Below are 16,269 nucleotides of genomic sequence, written 5' to 3'. Positions count from 1 at the left end.
GAATGAGTGAACGTGCCGCGCCGTTCTACTGCCCGTACTGCGGAGATGAGCACTTGGAGCCCTATGCGGAGGACGGTACCTGGTTCTGCCGGGACTGCGTCCGCGCCTTCAAGTTGAAGTTCCTCGGTGTTGGAGCCCCTCAGACGCAGAAGGAGACCCCCCAGTGACTCTGCTGGAGACCGACAGACCGACACTCGACCTGGAAGACATCGTCGAGTCCGCCGCCACCGCGTTGGAGGGTGCCCCCACCCTCGAGGTGATCCGGTGGGCCGCGGCGACCTTCGGAGACCGCATCTGTCTGACCTCCTCCATGTCCGACGCCGCGCTGATCCACCTGGTGTCGAAGGTGAAGCCCGGGATCGACGTGCTGTTCGTCGACACCGGCTACCACTTCGCCGAGACCATCGGCACCCGCGACGCGGTCGAGGCCGTCTATCCCGTCAACGTCATCAACGTGACGCCCTCCCGCACGGTCGCCGAGCAGGAGGCCGCGCTCGGCCCCCGGCTCAACGGCCGCAACCCGGACCTGTGCTGCCACCTGCGCAAGGTGGAGCCGCTGGGCAAGGCGCTGGAGGGCTACATGGCCTGGTTCAGCGGGATCCGCCGCGAGGAGACCGCCAGCCGCCGCGACCGCCGCGTGGTCGAGTGGGACCGCAAGCGCGGGATGGTCAAGGTCAACCCGATCCTCGGCTGGACCCAGCAGCAGATGGACGACTACATCGAGGACAACGGGGTGCTGGTCAACCCCTTGCACTACGACGGCTACCCGTCGATCGGCTGCGAGCCCTGCACCCAGCCCGTCGCGCCCGGGGAGGACCCCCGCAGCGGCCGCTGGGCCGGAATGGGCAAGAGCGAATGCGGTATTCACCTGTGACCCTCTATTCAGCTGTGGCGCTGTCTTCACCCGTGATTCAGTACTCACCCACGGCCCCGCCGATGGTCGCGGTCGCGCACGGAAGCAAGGACCCGCGTGCCGCCGCGACCGTGGCGGAGCTCCTTGCCGCCGTCCGGGCCCGCCGTCCCGGGGTCCCGGTGCTGACGTCCTTCCTGGACCACGCACCGCCGAACCCGGTGCGCGTCCTGGACGGCCTCGCGCAGCGCGGCGCGGACCAGGCGATCGTCCTGCCGCTGCTGCTGACCGCCGCGTACCACAGCAAGTCCGACATTCCCGGGGTACTGAACGAGGTCCGCACGCTGCGTCCCCGGCTGTCGTTGCGCACCGCCGGCACGCTCGGGCCGCACCCGCTGCTGATGGCGGCGCTGGAACGGCGGCTCACAGAGGCGGGGGTGGAGATCGGCGATCCCGACACGGCCGTCGTGCTGGTGTCGGCGGGATCGAGCGACCCGGCGGCCAACGCGACGATCTGGGGAATGGCGCGCGAGTGGCGGAACCGGGGCTGGCGCGGCGTGGTCCCCGCGTTCGCCTCAGCGGCGCGGCCCACCCCCGCCGACGCGGTGTCCGCGCTGCTCGACGCGGGCGCGCCGCGCGTCGTGGTGGCGTCCTACTTCCTCGCGCCCGGCTACTTCGCCGACAAGGTACGGCGCGAGTCACTGGCCGCCGGGGCCGCGGCCGTCTCCCCGGTTCTTGGCGCGGCGCCCGAGCTGGCCGAGCTCGTCCTGCACCGCTACGACGAGGTCCGCGCCGAGGTGCGGACGGCCGCCGCGGTCTGACGCCGCGCATGGGAACGCCGCGCGTGAGAGAGCCGCGTGCGGAAGAGCCGCGCGTGAGAGAGCCGCGTGCGGAAGAGCCGCGCGTGAGAGAGCGGCGTGTGGAAGAGCCGCGCGTGAGAGAGCGGCGTGTGGAAGAGCCGCGTCAGCAGTCGCCCTCGCAGTTGCCGCTGTAGACGGCGACGGTCCACGGACTCGCGCCCGGCTTGTGGGTGGCGAGATACTCCGACAGGGTGACCTGCCCGTCGTTGGACTCCGTGTCGATCCGGCTGCCTGTGACGCCTCCCGACTCGTCGTCCTCGGTCATGTACTCGATCACGTTCTCCTTGACCGTCCCCTTGGGCAGCACGACCACGTCGAGAACGTGCCGCTCGCCCGTCGTGAGGGAGCCGGTTTCCAGCTCGGACGAGCTCACGGCCTGGGGCGGCTCCATGTCGCTGGCGCAGTCGCCGAACGAGCCGTAGCCGCCGTTCCCGTCCGTCTGCTCGATCACCTCGTAGCCGGGCCGGCACTGGATGATGTACGCGGTGTCGGGTCCGACCGGGGTGAACTCCACGCGCATCATCTTGCCCGTGGCCGTGAAGCGCTTCATCGCGATGCGCTCCATGCCCTGGTAGACGGACGGCGGCGCCTGGGCCTTCTTCGACTGCGGCAGGTGTGTTCCGGGCGTGTCCAGCGCCTGCGCCGGCTCCTGCTCGGAACCCGGCAGGACGTAGACACCGGTGACCGTCAGGGCGGCCGCCGTCACGCTGAGCGCGGCCCCCGTCGTCACCCGGCGCTTGCGCCGCCGGCGGATCCTCTTCTCCACCTGGGCGATCCGGTCGGTGTTGCGCGGCGGCCCGTCGCTCTCGACATCGAGCACCTGGCGGAGGTCGTTGATGGAACGTGTCATGACAGTCCCTCCACGGGGATCCGCGAGACGGGCGCGACGATCTCGGGATCGACGCGCAACTTGGCCAGCGCCTTGCTGGTCTGGCTCTTCACGGTGCCGATCGAGCAGTTCATGATGTCGGCGACCGCCGCCTCCGAGAGGTCCTCGAAGAAGCGCAGGACCACGACGGAACGCTGCCGCGGCGGCAACCGCCCCAGCGCCGCCCAGATGGCGGCGCGTTCGTCGGCGGCGCCCATCGGATCCGTGGGGTCGGCCGCGTCCGGCGGCTCCGCTGAGGGGATCTCGCCCCGCCAGCGGCGCTTCCACCAGGACGCGTGCGTGTTGACCAGGACACGGTAGACGTACGGATCGGGATCGCCTCCGATCCGCCCCCAGGCACTCCACACCTTCGACAACGCCGTCTGCAACAGGTCCTCCGCGAGCGCCCAGTCACGGCAGAGCAGGTACGCAGTTCTCAGCAACCTCGGTGACCGCTCCGCGACGTACGCGGTGAAGTCCTCCCGATCTCGCATGGACCTCGCCTTCCCAGACTCCCCTGTCCCTTCTACCGGCTGGAGATCCAGAACGGTTGCCCGCTTTCCATGTCCGATCGCGTGACCGGGCTTCGGCGGCGCAGAGGGATGCCAGGAGACTAGCGGTCGCGGCGCGGCCTGAGGGGCGGTCCGGCGGGCTGATCGATGGCCGGATCGACGGGCGGTCCGGTGGGCGGTCCCACGGGCGGACGGCGATCACGGTGGTCACGGTGGTCACCGCGCGGGGCATGATCGAGGAGCAGCCGGATCAGGTCGGTCAGCGCGTGCGAGGAGAGCGCGGGATCGACGGCGCGGCGGAGTCCCAGGCCGACGCCCAGGCTGAGCAGAGCGTCGGCGAGCTCCCCGGCCGGCAGGGGCAGGGAGAGATCGCGGCGGCGGGCCTCCTTCTCCAGCAGGAACTGCAGGGCGCCGACCCAGCTTCGGCCGCCTGCGGCCACCTTGTCGCGGAGTCCCGGATCGCGGCGCGTGGCGTGGATGGCGAACTCGGCCTCCAGCAGGGTCCAGCCGGGATCGCCGATCGTGCGTTCGGCCCAGGACTCGAAGACGGCGAGGCGGTCCTCGTCGGAGCCGTCGCCGAGGAAGGCGTCCATGATGGCCTGGACCTGCTCGGCGCGGACGGCATCGATGACCGTCTGGCAGAGCTCATCCTTGGTGCCGAAATTGGAGTAGACGGCGCCTTTGGAGAAGCCCGCCGCCTCCGCGACCTTCTCGAGCGAGGTGGCGTGATAACCATCACGCAGGAAGAGCTGCCGTGCTGTGGCGATCAGAAGCTCGCGCGTGCGCGCCTGGCTCTCCACCCTGGTCAGTCGCGCCATCGGCCGCTCCAGAAGACGTCAGAATCCGGATACCAAGAGTATCTGATGTGTCCACCAGGAGAGCCGACGCGTATTGACACCCCGTCCAAAGCCCAAATACCTTCGGTATCTCGATCGGCCCGGAGGAGGGCACGCATGAGACACCCCGCCGTGGCGCCGCCGGTGAAGCCGGATCACGAGGTGACCGTCGTCGGTGCCGGGTTCTCCGGCCTGTGCGTCGGCATCCGGCTGCGGCAGAAGGGCGTCCGCGACTTCGTGATCGTGGACGCGGCGCCGAGCGTCGGCGGTGTGTGGCGGCACAACACTTATCCCGGCGTGGCCGTGGACATCCCGTCCGCCACGTACTGCTACTCGTTCGAACCGAACCCGTCCTGGTCGCGTTCGTTCGCACCCGGCGCGGAGGTACGCGCGTACGCCGAGCACTGCGCCGACAAGTACAAGCTGCGGCAGCACCTCCGTCTCGGTACCAAGGTCGAACGGGCCGTCTTCGACGAGAACGCCGACCTGTGGCACGTGCACACCGACCAGGGCGTGTTCACCACCAGGTTCCTGGTCGCCGCCGTGGGGCCGCTGGACCAGCCCAAGAACCCGGACATCCCCGGCATCGCCGCGTTCACCGGGAAGATCATCCACACCGCCCGCTGGGACCACGACCACGACCTGCGCGGTGAGCGCGTCGCCGTCATCGGCACCGGCGCGTCCGGGCTCCAGGTGATCCCGGAGATCGCGGCGGTGGCCGAGCGGCTCGACGTCTACCAGCGCACGCCGATCTGGGTGTTGCCCAAGGTCGATTTCGCCATCCCGCGCGCCGTGCGGGCGTTGTTCCGCACGGCGCCGCCGGTGCAGCGGTTCGTCCGGCTCCTCACCACGATCGCCTCAGAGATCGTCATGGTGCTGGGCATCGTGCACTACAGCAAGGTGCCGTTCCTCGTCCGGGCGACCGAGGCCGTCTGCCGCGCCCACCTGCGCCGCCAGGTGCCGGACCGGCGGCTGCGGCGCCGGCTGACGCCGGACTACGGGTTCGGGTGCAAGCGGCCGTCGTTCTCCAACCGCTACTTCCCGTCGTTCCTGCGCGGCAACGTCGAGCTGGTCACCGGCGGGATCGAGCGGATCACCGAGAAGGGGATCGTCGCGGACGGCACCGAACGAGAGATCGACACTCTTGTGCTGGCGACAGGGTTCAAGATCTTGGAACTGGGGGCGATGCCCGCGTTCCCGGTGGTCGGCCTGCGCGGTGTCGAGCTGGGCGCGTACTGGGACGAGAACCGGTACCAGACCTACGAGGGCGTCGCCGCGCCGCAGGCGCCCAACTTCTGGCTGATGAACGGGCCGTACACGGTCACCGGGGCGTCGTGGTTCTCCATCATCGAGGCCGGCGGCACGCACATCGTCCGCTGCATCGCTGAGGCACGGCGGCGGCGCGCGGTGCGGATGGTCGTCAGGCGCCGCCCGCACGACGCGTTCACCGCCGACATGCGCCGCCGGATGAAGGGCACGATCCTGGCCCAGCCGAGCTGCGCGCGCTCCAACTCCTACTACTTCGACCGGCATGGGGACTCCCCATACGTCCGGCCGCAGTCTGGATTGTACGTTTGGCGCCGGAGCCGGAGCTTCGACCTGAACGACTACGAATTCTCCTTGGCCGACAACCGAAAGGAATGACCTCATGGCCCTTGTTCGTGCCGCCGGGATCGCCCTGGCCGCCACCGGTGCCGCTCACTTCGCCGCCCCGAAGGCGTTCGAGCCCGTCTCCAAGCTGGCGTTCCCGAACGACACCGACGCGTGGATCAAACGCAACGGCGCCACCGAACTCGCCCTCGGTCTCGCCCTGACCACACAGAAGACCCGCAAGGCCGGGCTCGTGGGCACCGCCGTCTACACCGCCTGGCTCGGCGCGGGCACCGCGTACAACCGGAAGTCCTCGCTCTGAGCTGCTATTTGGGCGGGCCTTTGCGATCTTCCCACCAGTTCGTGAGGGCCCGCCGCACGGGCGCGTGGTGCTCGTCGTCCACGATCCTCACATCGCCCATGATCGCCTGTGCCCGGACACGGACCACCGGCACCCGCGGCCCCGGCGCCGCCTCGCGCACCTGCACCTTGCGGTCGCCCATGAACGCGTAGCCGCTCAGATCGACCGTCACCCCGTCCGGCACGATGACCTTCACGTCGCCCATCACCGCGGTGGCGACGACGGTGACCTCACCCGTCGGGACCTGAGCGCCACGCAGGTCGAGCACCACGTCGCCCATCACGGCGAGCGCGGTGAGCTCGGCGTCGATGCGCCCGGAGATCCGTTCCTTGCAGTCGCCCATGATCGCGCTGAACCGGCGCTGGACCTGCAGCGGCGCGGGCGCCGCGCCCGGCGCCCCCATGCCCGGCAGGTCCGCGGTGATCGTCTCCAGGTCGCCCCTCGTCACGGCCGCATAGGCCGCCCCCGTCCGCGTGGTCAGCTCCTCGAACGTCAGCCGGCCCTCCACCGAGGCCACCCGCAACCGCTCGACCACCGCCTCCCGTTCGGCGTCGGAGGCACGGACGGACTCGGGCGCGGCGCGCGGACGCTCCATCGCCGGATCCGGCTCCTGTGACGTGAGCCGGGACGACGGCTTCCCCGGCTGCGGACTGGGCTGACTCATGACTCCGAAGGTATGCCCCCGGTGTGGCCGGGCAATCCGACCCGCGGACGAGATCACCCCGGGTCTTCAGGAGGATGCTCCGTATACAGGTCGCACTACACTTTTCCTTCAGATGATGAGATTCTGTAAGGTATGGCCATGACGCATGAGGTGTTCAACCAGGTCCCCCCGCTCGTCGACTACGACACCGCGGACGAGCCGGCCCTCCTGGACGCCCTCCAGCGCGAAGGCGCGGGCTGGGCGGCCACCGAGATCCACGAGCTCGGCCGACTCTCCGGCACCCACGAGGCGCAGGAATGGGGCCGCCTGGCCAACGAGCACAAACCCCTCCTGCGGACACACGACCGTTACGGGCACCGCATCGACGAGGTCGAGTTCCACCCGGCCTGGCACGAGCTCATGAACGTGGCCGTCACGCACGGCCTGCACGGCGCCCCCTGGGCCTCCCCCCGCCCCGGCGCCCATGTCGCCCGCACCGCCAAGTTCTACGTCTGGCGGGTCGACGCGGGTCACGGCTGCCCCATCTCCATGACGTACGCCGCTGTCCCGGCACTCCGCCAGAACCCCGACCTGGCCGCCCAGTACGAGCCCCTCCTCACTGAAAGCACGTACGACTACGGCCTTCGCCCGCCCCTCACCAAGACCGCCCTCCTCGCGGGCATGTCGATGACCGAGAAGCAGGGCGGCAGCGACGTCCGCGCCAACACCACCCGGGCGACGCCCACGTCCGACGGCACCTACCGTCTCGTCGGGCACAAGTGGTTCACGAGCGCCCCGATGTGCGACGTCTTCCTGACTCTCGCCCAGACCGACAGCGGCGTGACCTGTTTCCTGGTCCCCCGCGTCCTCCCCGACGGCTCGCTCAACCCCCTCCGGCTGATGCGCCTGAAGGACAAGCTCGGCAACCACTCCAACGCCTCGTCCGAGATCGAGTACGAGAACGCCGTCGCCTACCGCGTGGGCGACGAGGGCCGCGGCGTCCGCACCATCATCGAGATGGTCAACATGACCCGCCTGGACTGCGTGATCGGCGCCGCCTCCGGCATGCGCCACGGCCTCGTCACCGCGACGCACCACGCCACCCACCGCCAGGCGTTCGGCAAGTACCTCGTCGACCAGCCGCTGATGCGCAATGTCCTCGCCGACCTCGCCATCGAGTCCGAGGCCGCCACCACCGTCATGATGCGCCTGGCGGGCGCCACCGACCGTTCGGTACGCGGCGACGAGTCCGAGACCGCTTTCAAGCGCCTGGCCCTCGCGGTATCGAAGTACTTGGTCTGCAAGCGCGCGCCCGCCCACGCCGCCGAAGCCCTCGAATGCCTCGGCGGCAACGGCTACGTGGAAGAGTCCGGCATGCCCCGCCTCTTCCGCGAATCCCCCCTGAACGGAATCTGGGAAGGCTCAGGGAACGTCGCCGCGCTGGACGTCCTGCGCGCCATGCTCAAAGAACCCCACGTCATCGAGGTCTTCTTCGACGAACTCACCTCAGCCGCCGGCGCCGACCTCCGCCTGGACACCGCCATCCAGCAAGCCAAGGACTCCCTCACCGACCTGGAAACGATCGAGGTCCGCGCCCGCCGCGTAGTCGAGCACATGGCCCTCACCCTCCAAGCATCCCTCCTGGTCAAGCACGGCCACCCCGCAGTCGCGGACGCCTTCTGCGCCACCCGCCTGGCCGGCGACTGGGGCCACGCCTACGGCACCCTCCCACCCGGCCTGGACCTCTCCCCCATCATCGAACGCGCCACCCCCAAAACCGCCTGAACCATGAACGCAAAGAGACGACTTTTGGCCGTTCCAGAGGCTCGTTGACACCCTTTGCAGCCACTCCCCCATAGATCATCGGCTAACGTACCGGCTAGTAGCCGTAGTGAACGCGGACCCGTGTGGCGTGCGATGGAGCCTGCGGAAGATCTAGCGGGAAATCCCTCGTACCCGTACGTGGGGTTCGGCAGCATTCCCATGCGCGACGCAGACGACGTGGCCAGGGCGGTCGTCGAGGCGGTCCGGGCGCAGGGCCGCCGTGTGCTCCTCTCACGCGGCTGGGCTGACCTGGCCGTGGCCGACGACCAGGACGACTGTTTCGCCGTCGGCGAGGTCAACCACCATGCCCTGTTCCCGCGTGTCGCCGCCGTCGTCCACCACGGCGGCGCGGGCACCACGACCACGGCCGCCCGGGCCGGTGCGCCCCAGGTGGTCGTACCGCAGCTGGCGGACCAGCCGTACTGGGCCGGCCGCGTGGCCGACCTCGGCATCGGCGCGGCACACGACGGCCCGAACCCGACCTTCGAGTCCCTGTCGGCCGCGCTCGGCGTCGCACTGGCTCCCGAGACCCGAGCCCGGGCAGCCGCTGTGGCCGGCATGATCCGCACCGACGGCGCGACGGTGGCCGCGAAGCTGCTGCTCGACAAGGTCGGCTGAGAAGGTGCCCGACCAAGAGGTCTGCTCCGCGCCCGGCGTAGGGAGGTAGGCGCCAGCGGCCGCCGACCTCTCCTCAGGAGAGTGATCCAGGCCCCAAGCGCTGTAAGCGTCGCGTTGGCGACGGGGAAGAGCCGCCAGGCTTGATCGCCTCCGAATTTTCCCAGAATGGCGTTCCTCTACTGGGCGGGCTGCCCGGTCGCCAGGGTCGACGACATCAACGTGGCGATGCCCACCACGTACAGCACGTCGACGAACCGCATAGTGGCCCATGGCGGGGCGGCTAGCCGACCATCGGACGCCTCAGCGGAAGCCCGGAGTGGGCTGTGAGGCGGCCGGTCAGGCGTCGTCGTCCGGGCTCACTAACGAAGCCGTATGGCGGGGGCTGCGCGAGGCCGTCAGCATGCGCACCACGCCCAGCGCGGTGTGCGTCAGCGCATCGCGCGCCGCCAGCCACGCCATCCGTGTCTCCTGCTGGCCGGTGGTCTGGCCCGCGCCGGATGCGGCACCGGGTGACGGGTCGGCTGGTGCGCTGCGGTGGGGTTCGCACATCACCACTGCCCATTCGGCGTTGACCGCCAACCAGACCGCAAGCTCGGCCACCAGCCGGTGCCGTTCGGCCGCAGCCGGGTCGCCCTTAGCCGCGGCCGCGGCGCCCAGCACCACCCGGTTGGCCAGCTCGCGGGCTTGATGCGCCGTCTGTTCCCACGCGGTCAGCCGCGTCGCCAGATCGGGCAACGGCCGCGCCAGATCATCCAGCACAACCCGCGCCAGCTCCAGCAGGGCATCGACCTCGCGATGCAGGGTCATGCGGCAAGCCTGCCACGCCCGGCACCCGGCCTCATCACAAGAAGCGCTCGGCCCCGCGTCCCCCAAGGTGATTGGCTGGGCCATGGGCTGCTCTGCTTGGGCGCAGCGGCAGATGTCCTACCGGCGGCAGGCCGGTCAGCGCGGCGGGTCAGCTCGGCCAGCGAGCGGGGCCGTTCCGCCACCGCGGGCCTGACCGGCTGACTTGGTGTCGCTCTTGGCGTCGCGGCTCACTGTCCGCGCTCCCTGCCCGCCGCCGACGAGGACGTCGGCTAGAGCATCCACTGACAGTTCGCGGACGCAGCGGAGCCGTTCTCTAGTGCTGGGGCACCAGTGGTGCTTGGGCCCCTGGGGCCTGGACATGCCGGGTCGACAGTCTCAAGGATCAACGTTGTGGTGGCCGGGGAGGCCACCGCGCGCTCACGTATGCCCTTAGAGGAGAGACCGTGAAGTACACGAAGCTGATTCCCGCGATCGCGGCCCCCGCCCTTGCACTCGGCTTGGCCGCTCCTTCCGCTCAGGCGGCCGCCGCGCAGGAAGAGGCGAGGATTCTGGCTGACGTCGTCGCGGCCACGCGCGGCAGCGGTCCGTACGGCGAGGCTCACTACGGCAACAGCGGCGGTGACTACCTGAAGGTCGACGACTTCACCGCACGCGGTGGCTGGCGGATCAGAGGCAGCATCGAGAAGTTGTACCGCGGCGAATGGGTCATGGTCTTCCAGTGCACGGCGGCCGACGGGGACTTCTCGACCTGCCGGCGCGACATTGTCGGAGGCACTCTGATCAGGGCCCACGTGTGGGCGTACAAGGGAAGCGCCACCAAGAACCACGGCTACAGCCCGCAGACCCGCGTCTGAGGTTCTCAAGAGTTGGAACCGAGCCGGCAACGGTCTCGGGCGGCCGGCCACCAGAGCAGGACGGCGATCAGGCCCTGCGCCTCGGTCCACAGGCGTAGGGCCTCGTCGCGGGTGGGCGACCACGCTGTGAACAGGACGGCGGAGATGGCCGCCCAGACCACGAACACGCCCATGCCCCACACCAGCCCGAGAATCGCACCAAGGTAGCGTCTGATAAATGATCATGTGGTGGGCTTGGATCCGCTTGGATGATCGTTGTGGTGCGACGTGGTGAGTTGACCGATCGGGCCTGGGCGCACCTGGGGTTCGACTCCGAGGTGATGACGGCGTGCGCGAGGGTGGGCGACCGTGACCGCAAGGACGTCACGTACGCCGATATCGGGGTGTGGGACCGGCCGCCGAGCGTCCGGAGACCGGGCCAACGTTGCGTGATGCGGCACTAGCGACCGAAGTCGAAGAAGACGTCGCCTTGACCGCCGTTGTTCGGTTGCGCCGAGGCGCCTGCTGGTGGTTGTGGGGCGATACCGGGCTCCGGCTTGTCACGTACGCGGAACGTGCCTTCGGCGGCCGGATAGGACGCCTGCCTGAACACTTCGGCCAGGCGGTCGTCGGGCCATGTCGTGGCGCTGTCCCAGGTGGCTCCGCCGAAGAGGGACGCAGCCCGGAACACCTGATCGGTGGTTGAGGCACGCTCCATGCCGATCCAGAATCTGGCCCCCGCGAAATTCGCGCCGGACACATCCGCGCCGGTGAAGTCCGCACCCAGGAGACAGCTGCCGGTGAAGATGGTGCGTAGCAGTTTCGCCTCGGTGAACTGCGAACAGCCAACCTCGGGCGCACCGCCGAGGTTCAATCCGGCGAGGTTGGCGTCGGTCAGGTCCGCCCTGCTGAAGTCGGGGACGATGCCGAGGTCGGCGCCGCGCAGATCGGCTCCGACGAGCTTGGCGTCGGTGAAATTCGGGTACACGCCGTCGCCCGCCAGGTTCGCCCTGGACAGATCCGCGTGGCGCAGATCGGTTCCGCTGAGGTCAGCGCGGGTGAGATCGGTGTGAGGGGGAAACCGGACGCCGCGCAGGAACGCCTCCACCCGTGCCGCGCGCCGATCTCGCCGCGCCGATCAGCCGGTACAGGCCCATGATCGCGGCTTCGGCGGCGGGCCGGTCGGCGGGAGCGGTTGCCCGGTCGTGCCCCGGCCACTCGCTCCGCAGGCGGGCGGCCAGCTCCGCCAGGTCCGGAGCACGTATGTCCGCGCTGACGAAGATCTCGATGTTGAACGGGTAAGGCGGCGCCATCTCCGCTACCTATCACGAGCGAGTGGGCCCGTTCATTGTTGCGACCTGAGCGACAGCCCTTCAACTTCCCAAACGGCCACCGCCGAGAGGCTACGAACGCTCACCACGCGACATGCAAACCTATGTCCCCAAAAAACCAAAGCAGCAGAGCCCACACGAGCGGGAGGCCCGCCCCAGCCATCGGGGCGGGTCTTCCGCTGCCATGGCTCTTCCGATCAGAGTGGTCCTCGTGTGAGGCAGCCGTCAGCTCTGGCGGAGACCGGCAACCATGGTCACGAGCGAGGGGGCCAAGCCGGTGACCGCTGCCAGGTCCTTGCGGTCGATCGCGCCGCGAAGGTTCCGCAACGCGGTGTCGAGCTCCGCGGCAGCGGCCTGGCCGATGGTGTGCTGCACGCGGTCACGGGTCAGTTCGAGCGTGGTGACGTCTCCCGCAGCGGACCCGGTGTCACGGTCGGCGACGTCGATGACCAGTTGGCGGGTCCAGAGGCCGAGCCGGGCGAGGTCGACCTTGGCGACCGGCTCGTGCCGCGTGTGGAGATCCAGGTCGTTCTGTGCGACGCGGAGCGCGGCGCCGCGCGCGTCGGCGGACGAACGCGAGCCCACCGCCGCTTCGAGCGAGGTGACATCCCTGTTCATCTGCTTCTCGAGCAGGGCGGGCAGGCCGTCCGCGCGGTAGGCGTTCCAGGCCTTGCGCAGCGATCCGACTGCAGCCGATGCCCTCGACCAGTCGCCCTTGCCGACGGCTTCATGCGCCCTGCGCACCGACGTGGACAGGGCGGTCAACCGTGCCGGAACCGGTCCCGGTTTGGCGTCGGTGGGCAGGGCGAGCGTGGCCTGTTCCAGATCACCCTTCGGGGTGCCCGTGGAGTACTCGCCGTAGCCGGGAGCGAAGATCTTGTCCTCCCGTTTTCCGTCCATGTGCAGCTCGGTGCCGGTCATCGTGCCGGTGATCGGCCCGCTCGGCCCCGCGACCCGCCCGCCGACCTCCTTCACCGTGACCTCTTCGAAGACGAAGCCGGGGATGTTCTCAGACCGGTAGACCACGCCGACCCTGGGCGCTGCCGGCATGATCATCGCGGCCGACCCGTGCGTTCCGGTGTGCCAGGTGCCCTCGTGTGAGACGGGGAGGCCGTCCTTGAAGTCGGTGACGTCCTCCCCGAAGTACCAGACGGCCCCGTCGTCGGCCTGCGCGAACGCGTCGGTGGCCACCTCGGTCACGCGGCCGTCGGAGAACGCGAGGTACTGCACGACGATCGTCTCGATCTTCTGGCCGTTCCAGGTGTAGGTCTTGGTACCGGGAAGCCGGGTGAATTCGGTCCGGAACGGCTTGCCGTCCACCTGGCCGCCGTACAGGACCTGGTCGAGGCCGCTTGTGGGATGCAGCCGGTTGGTGATCGACGTGGGTTTCGAGAAGGTGGGCTTGACCAGGTCGACCCGCTTGTCGTCGGGTGCCAGCGGCAGGCATTTGCCGCCGTCCTGCTCCTTGATGCAGGTGGGTGCCTTCGGGCTCGTCGCCGGCGCGGCGGCCCTCGTAGAGCTCGTGCCGCCGGTGCAGGCACCGGCCATCAACGCCCCCGCCAGGCCGATGCCCGTCAGCACCGCCGCTCTCGTCCGCCGCAGCTCGGTCATGGTGGTCACCGGCCGGTGCCGTCGCGGTCACCGGGGTTCTCGCGGTCGGTCTTGCTGCCGGTGAAGCCGAAGTTGCGGTCGAGTTGCACGTCGACCTGAGATCCGTCGGCGAGCGTGACCTCGACCTCGTAGTAGCTCTCCTCGTCGCCCACCTCGGTGCCCGTGACCCGGCCGCCACCAGTGTGCGCGAGGGCGGCCTGGGTGGCCTTGGCGTAGGCGGGACCGGTGATGGGCTGTTCAGTGTCGCCGGACGTCGCCGCGGTGGTCGCGATGCTGGTGCCGACGAGGACGGCAGCGAGCCCGGTCGCGGTGACCCATCTGGTTCTGCGGCTCATTGGGTGCCTCCCTGGGCGCGTGGTTGTTGCGTCCCAGAGTGCGGTGGGCCCGCTGACCAGAGCCTGAACGCGACGCCGCGTCAGTCGGACACCGGCAGAGTCACGGTGATCCGCGCCCCGCCGAGCCCCGAGCTGGAAGCGGCGACCGTTCCCCCATGCGCGCGGACGAGCTCCGCAACGATGGCGAGCCCGAGCCCGCTCCCGCCCCCCTCCGGCAGCCCGGCGCGTGCCTTGTCCAGGCGTACGAAGCGTTCGAAGACTCGCTCGCGTTCGTCCACTGGGATGCCGGGCCCGTCGTCGTCCACAGTGAGCAGGGCCGCGCCGTTCCGTTCGGCCAGAGAAAACGCCACGCACCGCGACGCGTGGCGGGCGGCGTTGTCGCCGAGGTTGTGCAGAACGCGCCGCAGCGCGTCCGCATCGCCCGAGGTGCGTCCCGCCGAGACCCGGGTGGTGTCGATCCGGAGACCTGCCGTGCCGGAGCGGAGCCGCCGCGCTTCGTCGAAGACCAGGTCGTCGAGGTCGACGGGGGCGCGTCGCAGCAGGAGCGTCTGTTCATCGGCGCGGGCCAGCACGAGCAGGTCGTCGATGAGACGCTGCACGCGCGCGTTCTCGATCAGTACCGTGGTGGCCAGGTCGTCGAGAGTGGCGTGGCCGGGATGGGCGAGCGCCACCTCTGCGTGTTGCCGGATGGAGGCGACCGGGGAGCGCAGCTCGTGGGAGGCGTCCGACACGAATCGCCGCTGCGCGACCGCCGCCCGGTCGAGCCGGCCGAGCATGCGGTTCATCGTGGCGGCCAGCCGGGAGATCTCGTCGGATCCGGGCGGCTGCGGCACGCGCCGGTGCAGCTCCGCCGCCGAGATCTCGTCCACCTCCCGGCGAACGGCCTCGACGGGAGCCAGCGCGCGGCCCACCATCGTCCAGATCAACAGTGCGATCAGGCCCAGCAGCACCGGAAGGCCCACCGCCAGCGATCGGCTGACGATCGCGGTCGGTTCGAGCACATCCGCCAGCGCGCGGCCAACGATCACGGTGACACGCCCGTCCGGTGTGTCGGCGGCGACGGCGACGGCGATGAAGGGGTCCTCGTCCAAAGGCTTGCCGATGCCGCCGGACTCTCCGCCGCGGAACTTGGCCACGGCAGGCCGCCCAGCCACATTGGCGCTGGCGGAGATCACGACGCCGTCCTCGTCAAGGATCTGGATCAGCTCCTCCTCGCCGTCGGTGACGGTGAGGGCGGGTGACCGCTGTCCGGCCGTCAGTTGCGCGGCGATCTCGGTGGCCCGGACCCGGGTGGCCGTCCGCACCTCGCCGGTGAGGGTGGTGCTCAGCACGTTCACCAGGATCAGGCCGGCGGCGGCGAGGACCGTGCCGACGATCAGGACGGCGGCCAGCGTGAGCCGCACCCGCACCGTGCCGAACGCCGCCGCGACGCGGCGCGGGCCAGGCACGGACCGGTCAGCCGCCATCGGCGGCCAGCCGGTAACCCGCGCCCCGCAGGGTCTCGATCGCCGACCGCCCGAACGGCCGGTCGACCTTGTTGCGCAGCCGCCGGACGTAGACCTCGACGATGTTCGGGTCGCCCTCGAAGTCGAAGTCCCAAACGTGCGCCAGGATCTCCCGCTTGGACACGGTCCCGCCAGGCCGCCGCAACAGGAACTCCAGCAACGCGAACTCGCGCGCCGTCAGCCCGATCGGGTCGGTGCCACGCCACACCCGGTGGGACGCCGGGTCCAGCCGCAGGTCACCTGCGGTCAGCGTCGCCGGACGTTCCGGCGCGCCCCTGCGCATGAGCGCGCGCAGCCGGGCGACGAGCACCGCATGGGAGAACGGCTTGGTCAGGTAATCGTCGGCTCCGGCATCGAGGGCCCGGACCTCGTCCCGCTCTGCGTCCCGCGCGGTGAGCATCAGGATCGGTGACCACACCGACTCCGCCCGCAACGTGGCACAGATCCGGTGACCGTCGACGCCGGGAAGCATGATGTCGAGAACGATCGCGTCATAGGGGTTCTCGCGGGCGAGCCAGAGGCCGTCCGTCCGTCCAGGGCCAGATCGACGGCAAAACCGTCCGCCTCCAACCCCGTGCGCAACCCGGACGCCAGCCGCCGTTCGTCCTCGACCACCAGCACTCGCATACCGTGCCTCCGTGTCCACTGTCGCCGGGCACGAGGTGAATGACAATCCTGAACGCACCGACCTGACTCCAGCCTGAACGGCAGAGCGTAGAAAGCCTCGACCAAATGCGCGGAGCGGCAACGGGGCTCGGCGTCGGCGTCGGCGTCGGCGTTGCGTCGGCGTCGGCGTCGGCGTCGGCGGCGGCGTCGGCGTCGGCGTCGGCGTCGGCGTCGGCGTCGGCGTCGGCGGCAAGCCATAGGAAAGAGGAACAGGCCCGC

General features: G+C 69.9%; 20 protein-coding genes. 8 read left to right on the top strand and 12 right to left on the bottom strand.

Annotated features, from left to right (window positions below; all coding sequences use genetic code 11):
- The first annotated feature begins 2 nt into the window (after nt 1-2).
- From ACH34W_RS01620 to ACH34W_RS01610, 3 genes are all read left to right on the top strand, one after another.
- Nucleotides 3-167 carry an Insertion element protein gene (locus tag ACH34W_RS01620; protein WP_395958835.1) on the top strand — a complete coding sequence of 55 codons (165 nt, stop codon included), beginning with the start codon at nt 3-5 and terminating at the stop codon, nt 165-167.
- Nucleotides 164-874, top strand: a complete 711-nt coding sequence (locus ACH34W_RS01615; protein WP_395958834.1) for a phosphoadenylyl-sulfate reductase — start codon at nt 164-166, stop codon at nt 872-874. Before ACH34W_RS01620 ends, ACH34W_RS01615 begins: the two co-directional genes overlap by 4 nt.
- 62 nt (nt 875-936) lie before the next feature.
- Nucleotides 937-1,671 carry a sirohydrochlorin chelatase gene (locus ACH34W_RS01610; protein ID WP_395958833.1) on the top strand — a complete coding sequence of 245 codons (735 nt, stop codon included), beginning with the start codon at nt 937-939 and terminating at the stop codon, nt 1,669-1,671.
- 142 nt (nt 1,672-1,813) lie between these two features.
- Here ACH34W_RS01610 and ACH34W_RS01605 read toward each other — a convergent pair whose 3' ends face one another.
- From ACH34W_RS01605 to ACH34W_RS01595, 3 genes are all read right to left on the bottom strand, one after another.
- On the bottom strand, nt 1,814-2,560 hold the full coding sequence (locus tag ACH34W_RS01605) for a hypothetical protein (RefSeq protein ID WP_395958832.1): 747 nt from the start codon (nt 2,558-2,560) through the stop codon (nt 1,814-1,816).
- Complete coding sequence (locus ACH34W_RS01600) at nt 2,557-3,072, bottom strand: SigE family RNA polymerase sigma factor (RefSeq protein ID WP_395958831.1); 516 nt, start codon at nt 3,070-3,072, stop codon at nt 2,557-2,559. The genes ACH34W_RS01605 and ACH34W_RS01600 overlap by 4 nt, the downstream gene beginning before the upstream one ends.
- 119 nt (nt 3,073-3,191) lie before the next feature.
- The gene (locus ACH34W_RS01595; RefSeq protein WP_395958830.1) at nt 3,192-3,908 is read right to left on the bottom strand and encodes a TetR/AcrR family transcriptional regulator; all 717 of its coding nucleotides are present in this window, start codon (nt 3,906-3,908) and stop codon (nt 3,192-3,194) included.
- A gap of 135 nt (nt 3,909-4,043) precedes the next feature.
- Here ACH34W_RS01595 and ACH34W_RS01590 point away from each other — a divergent pair, with 135 nt between their 5' ends.
- On the top strand, nt 4,044-5,570 hold the full coding sequence (locus tag ACH34W_RS01590) for a flavin-containing monooxygenase (protein ID WP_395958829.1): 1,527 nt from the start codon (nt 4,044-4,046) through the stop codon (nt 5,568-5,570).
- Nucleotides 5,571-5,574: 4 nt separating this feature from the next.
- Nucleotides 5,575-5,838 carry a hypothetical protein gene (locus ACH34W_RS01585; RefSeq protein ID WP_395958828.1) on the top strand — a complete coding sequence of 88 codons (264 nt, stop codon included), beginning with the start codon at nt 5,575-5,577 and terminating at the stop codon, nt 5,836-5,838.
- Between the two features lie 4 nt (nt 5,839-5,842).
- On the opposite strand, the gene ACH34W_RS01580 is transcribed toward ACH34W_RS01585, so the two are convergent.
- Complete coding sequence (locus tag ACH34W_RS01580; protein ID WP_395958827.1) at nt 5,843-6,541, bottom strand: DUF1707 domain-containing protein; 699 nt, start codon at nt 6,539-6,541, stop codon at nt 5,843-5,845.
- Between the two features lie 132 nt (nt 6,542-6,673).
- On the opposite strand from ACH34W_RS01580, the gene ACH34W_RS01575 reads away from it, so the two are divergent.
- Together ACH34W_RS01575 and ACH34W_RS01570 are read left to right on the top strand one after the other, a co-directional pair.
- On the top strand, nt 6,674-8,305 hold the full coding sequence (locus ACH34W_RS01575; protein WP_395958826.1) for an acyl-CoA dehydrogenase family protein: 1,632 nt from the start codon (nt 6,674-6,676) through the stop codon (nt 8,303-8,305).
- A gap of 198 nt (nt 8,306-8,503) precedes the next feature.
- Nucleotides 8,504-8,962 carry a glycosyltransferase gene (locus ACH34W_RS01570; RefSeq protein ID WP_395958825.1) on the top strand — a complete coding sequence of 153 codons (459 nt, stop codon included), beginning with the start codon at nt 8,504-8,506 and terminating at the stop codon, nt 8,960-8,962.
- A 336-nt stretch (nt 8,963-9,298) separates the two neighbouring features.
- Here the strand turns inward: ACH34W_RS01570 and ACH34W_RS01565 are convergent, their stop codons facing one another.
- Nucleotides 9,299-9,769 carry a hypothetical protein gene (locus ACH34W_RS01565; protein ID WP_395958824.1) on the bottom strand — a complete coding sequence of 157 codons (471 nt, stop codon included), beginning with the start codon at nt 9,767-9,769 and terminating at the stop codon, nt 9,299-9,301.
- Between the two features lie 443 nt (nt 9,770-10,212).
- Here ACH34W_RS01565 and ACH34W_RS01560 point away from each other — a divergent pair, with 443 nt between their 5' ends.
- Nucleotides 10,213-10,623, top strand: coding sequence for a hypothetical protein (locus ACH34W_RS01560; protein WP_395958823.1), 411 nt, complete (start codon nt 10,213-10,215; stop codon nt 10,621-10,623).
- Nucleotides 10,624-10,628: 5 nt separating this feature from the next.
- On the opposite strand, the gene ACH34W_RS01555 is transcribed toward ACH34W_RS01560, so the two are convergent.
- The 7 genes from ACH34W_RS01555 to ACH34W_RS01525 all read right to left on the bottom strand — a co-directional run bounded on the left by ACH34W_RS01555 (nt 10,629) and on the right by ACH34W_RS01525 (nt 15,856).
- Nucleotides 10,629-10,796 (bottom strand): hypothetical protein, encoded by a 168-nt coding sequence (locus tag ACH34W_RS01555; RefSeq protein ID WP_395958822.1) that lies wholly within the window; start codon nt 10,794-10,796, stop codon nt 10,629-10,631.
- 266 nt (nt 10,797-11,062) lie between these two features.
- Nucleotides 11,063-11,590, bottom strand: a complete 528-nt coding sequence (locus ACH34W_RS01550; RefSeq protein ID WP_395959282.1) for a pentapeptide repeat-containing protein — start codon at nt 11,588-11,590, stop codon at nt 11,063-11,065.
- Nucleotides 11,591-11,651: 61 nt separating this feature from the next.
- On the bottom strand, nt 11,652-11,915 hold the full coding sequence (locus ACH34W_RS01545; protein WP_395958821.1) for a hypothetical protein: 264 nt from the start codon (nt 11,913-11,915) through the stop codon (nt 11,652-11,654).
- Between the two features lie 243 nt (nt 11,916-12,158).
- Nucleotides 12,159-13,544, bottom strand: coding sequence for a hypothetical protein (locus ACH34W_RS01540; RefSeq protein WP_395958820.1), 1,386 nt, complete (start codon nt 13,542-13,544; stop codon nt 12,159-12,161).
- A 5-nt stretch (nt 13,545-13,549) separates the two neighbouring features.
- Nucleotides 13,550-13,879 (bottom strand): hypothetical protein, encoded by a 330-nt coding sequence (locus ACH34W_RS01535; RefSeq protein WP_395958819.1) that lies wholly within the window; start codon nt 13,877-13,879, stop codon nt 13,550-13,552.
- A gap of 80 nt (nt 13,880-13,959) precedes the next feature.
- On the bottom strand, nt 13,960-15,345 hold the full coding sequence (locus ACH34W_RS01530) for a sensor histidine kinase (RefSeq protein WP_395958818.1): 1,386 nt from the start codon (nt 15,343-15,345) through the stop codon (nt 13,960-13,962).
- Nucleotides 15,335-15,856, bottom strand: coding sequence for a winged helix-turn-helix domain-containing protein (locus tag ACH34W_RS01525; protein WP_395958817.1), 522 nt, complete (start codon nt 15,854-15,856; stop codon nt 15,335-15,337). The genes ACH34W_RS01530 and ACH34W_RS01525 overlap by 11 nt, the downstream gene beginning before the upstream one ends.
- Nucleotides 15,857-16,269: the final 413 nt, after the last annotated feature.

Origin of the sequence: Actinomadura sp. 6N118 (genome assembly GCF_044326415.1) — a bacterium.
Classification (GTDB): Bacteria; Actinomycetota; Actinomycetes; order Streptosporangiales; family Streptosporangiaceae; genus Spirillospora.
This window is presented reverse-complemented; position numbering and strand designations above follow the sequence as displayed.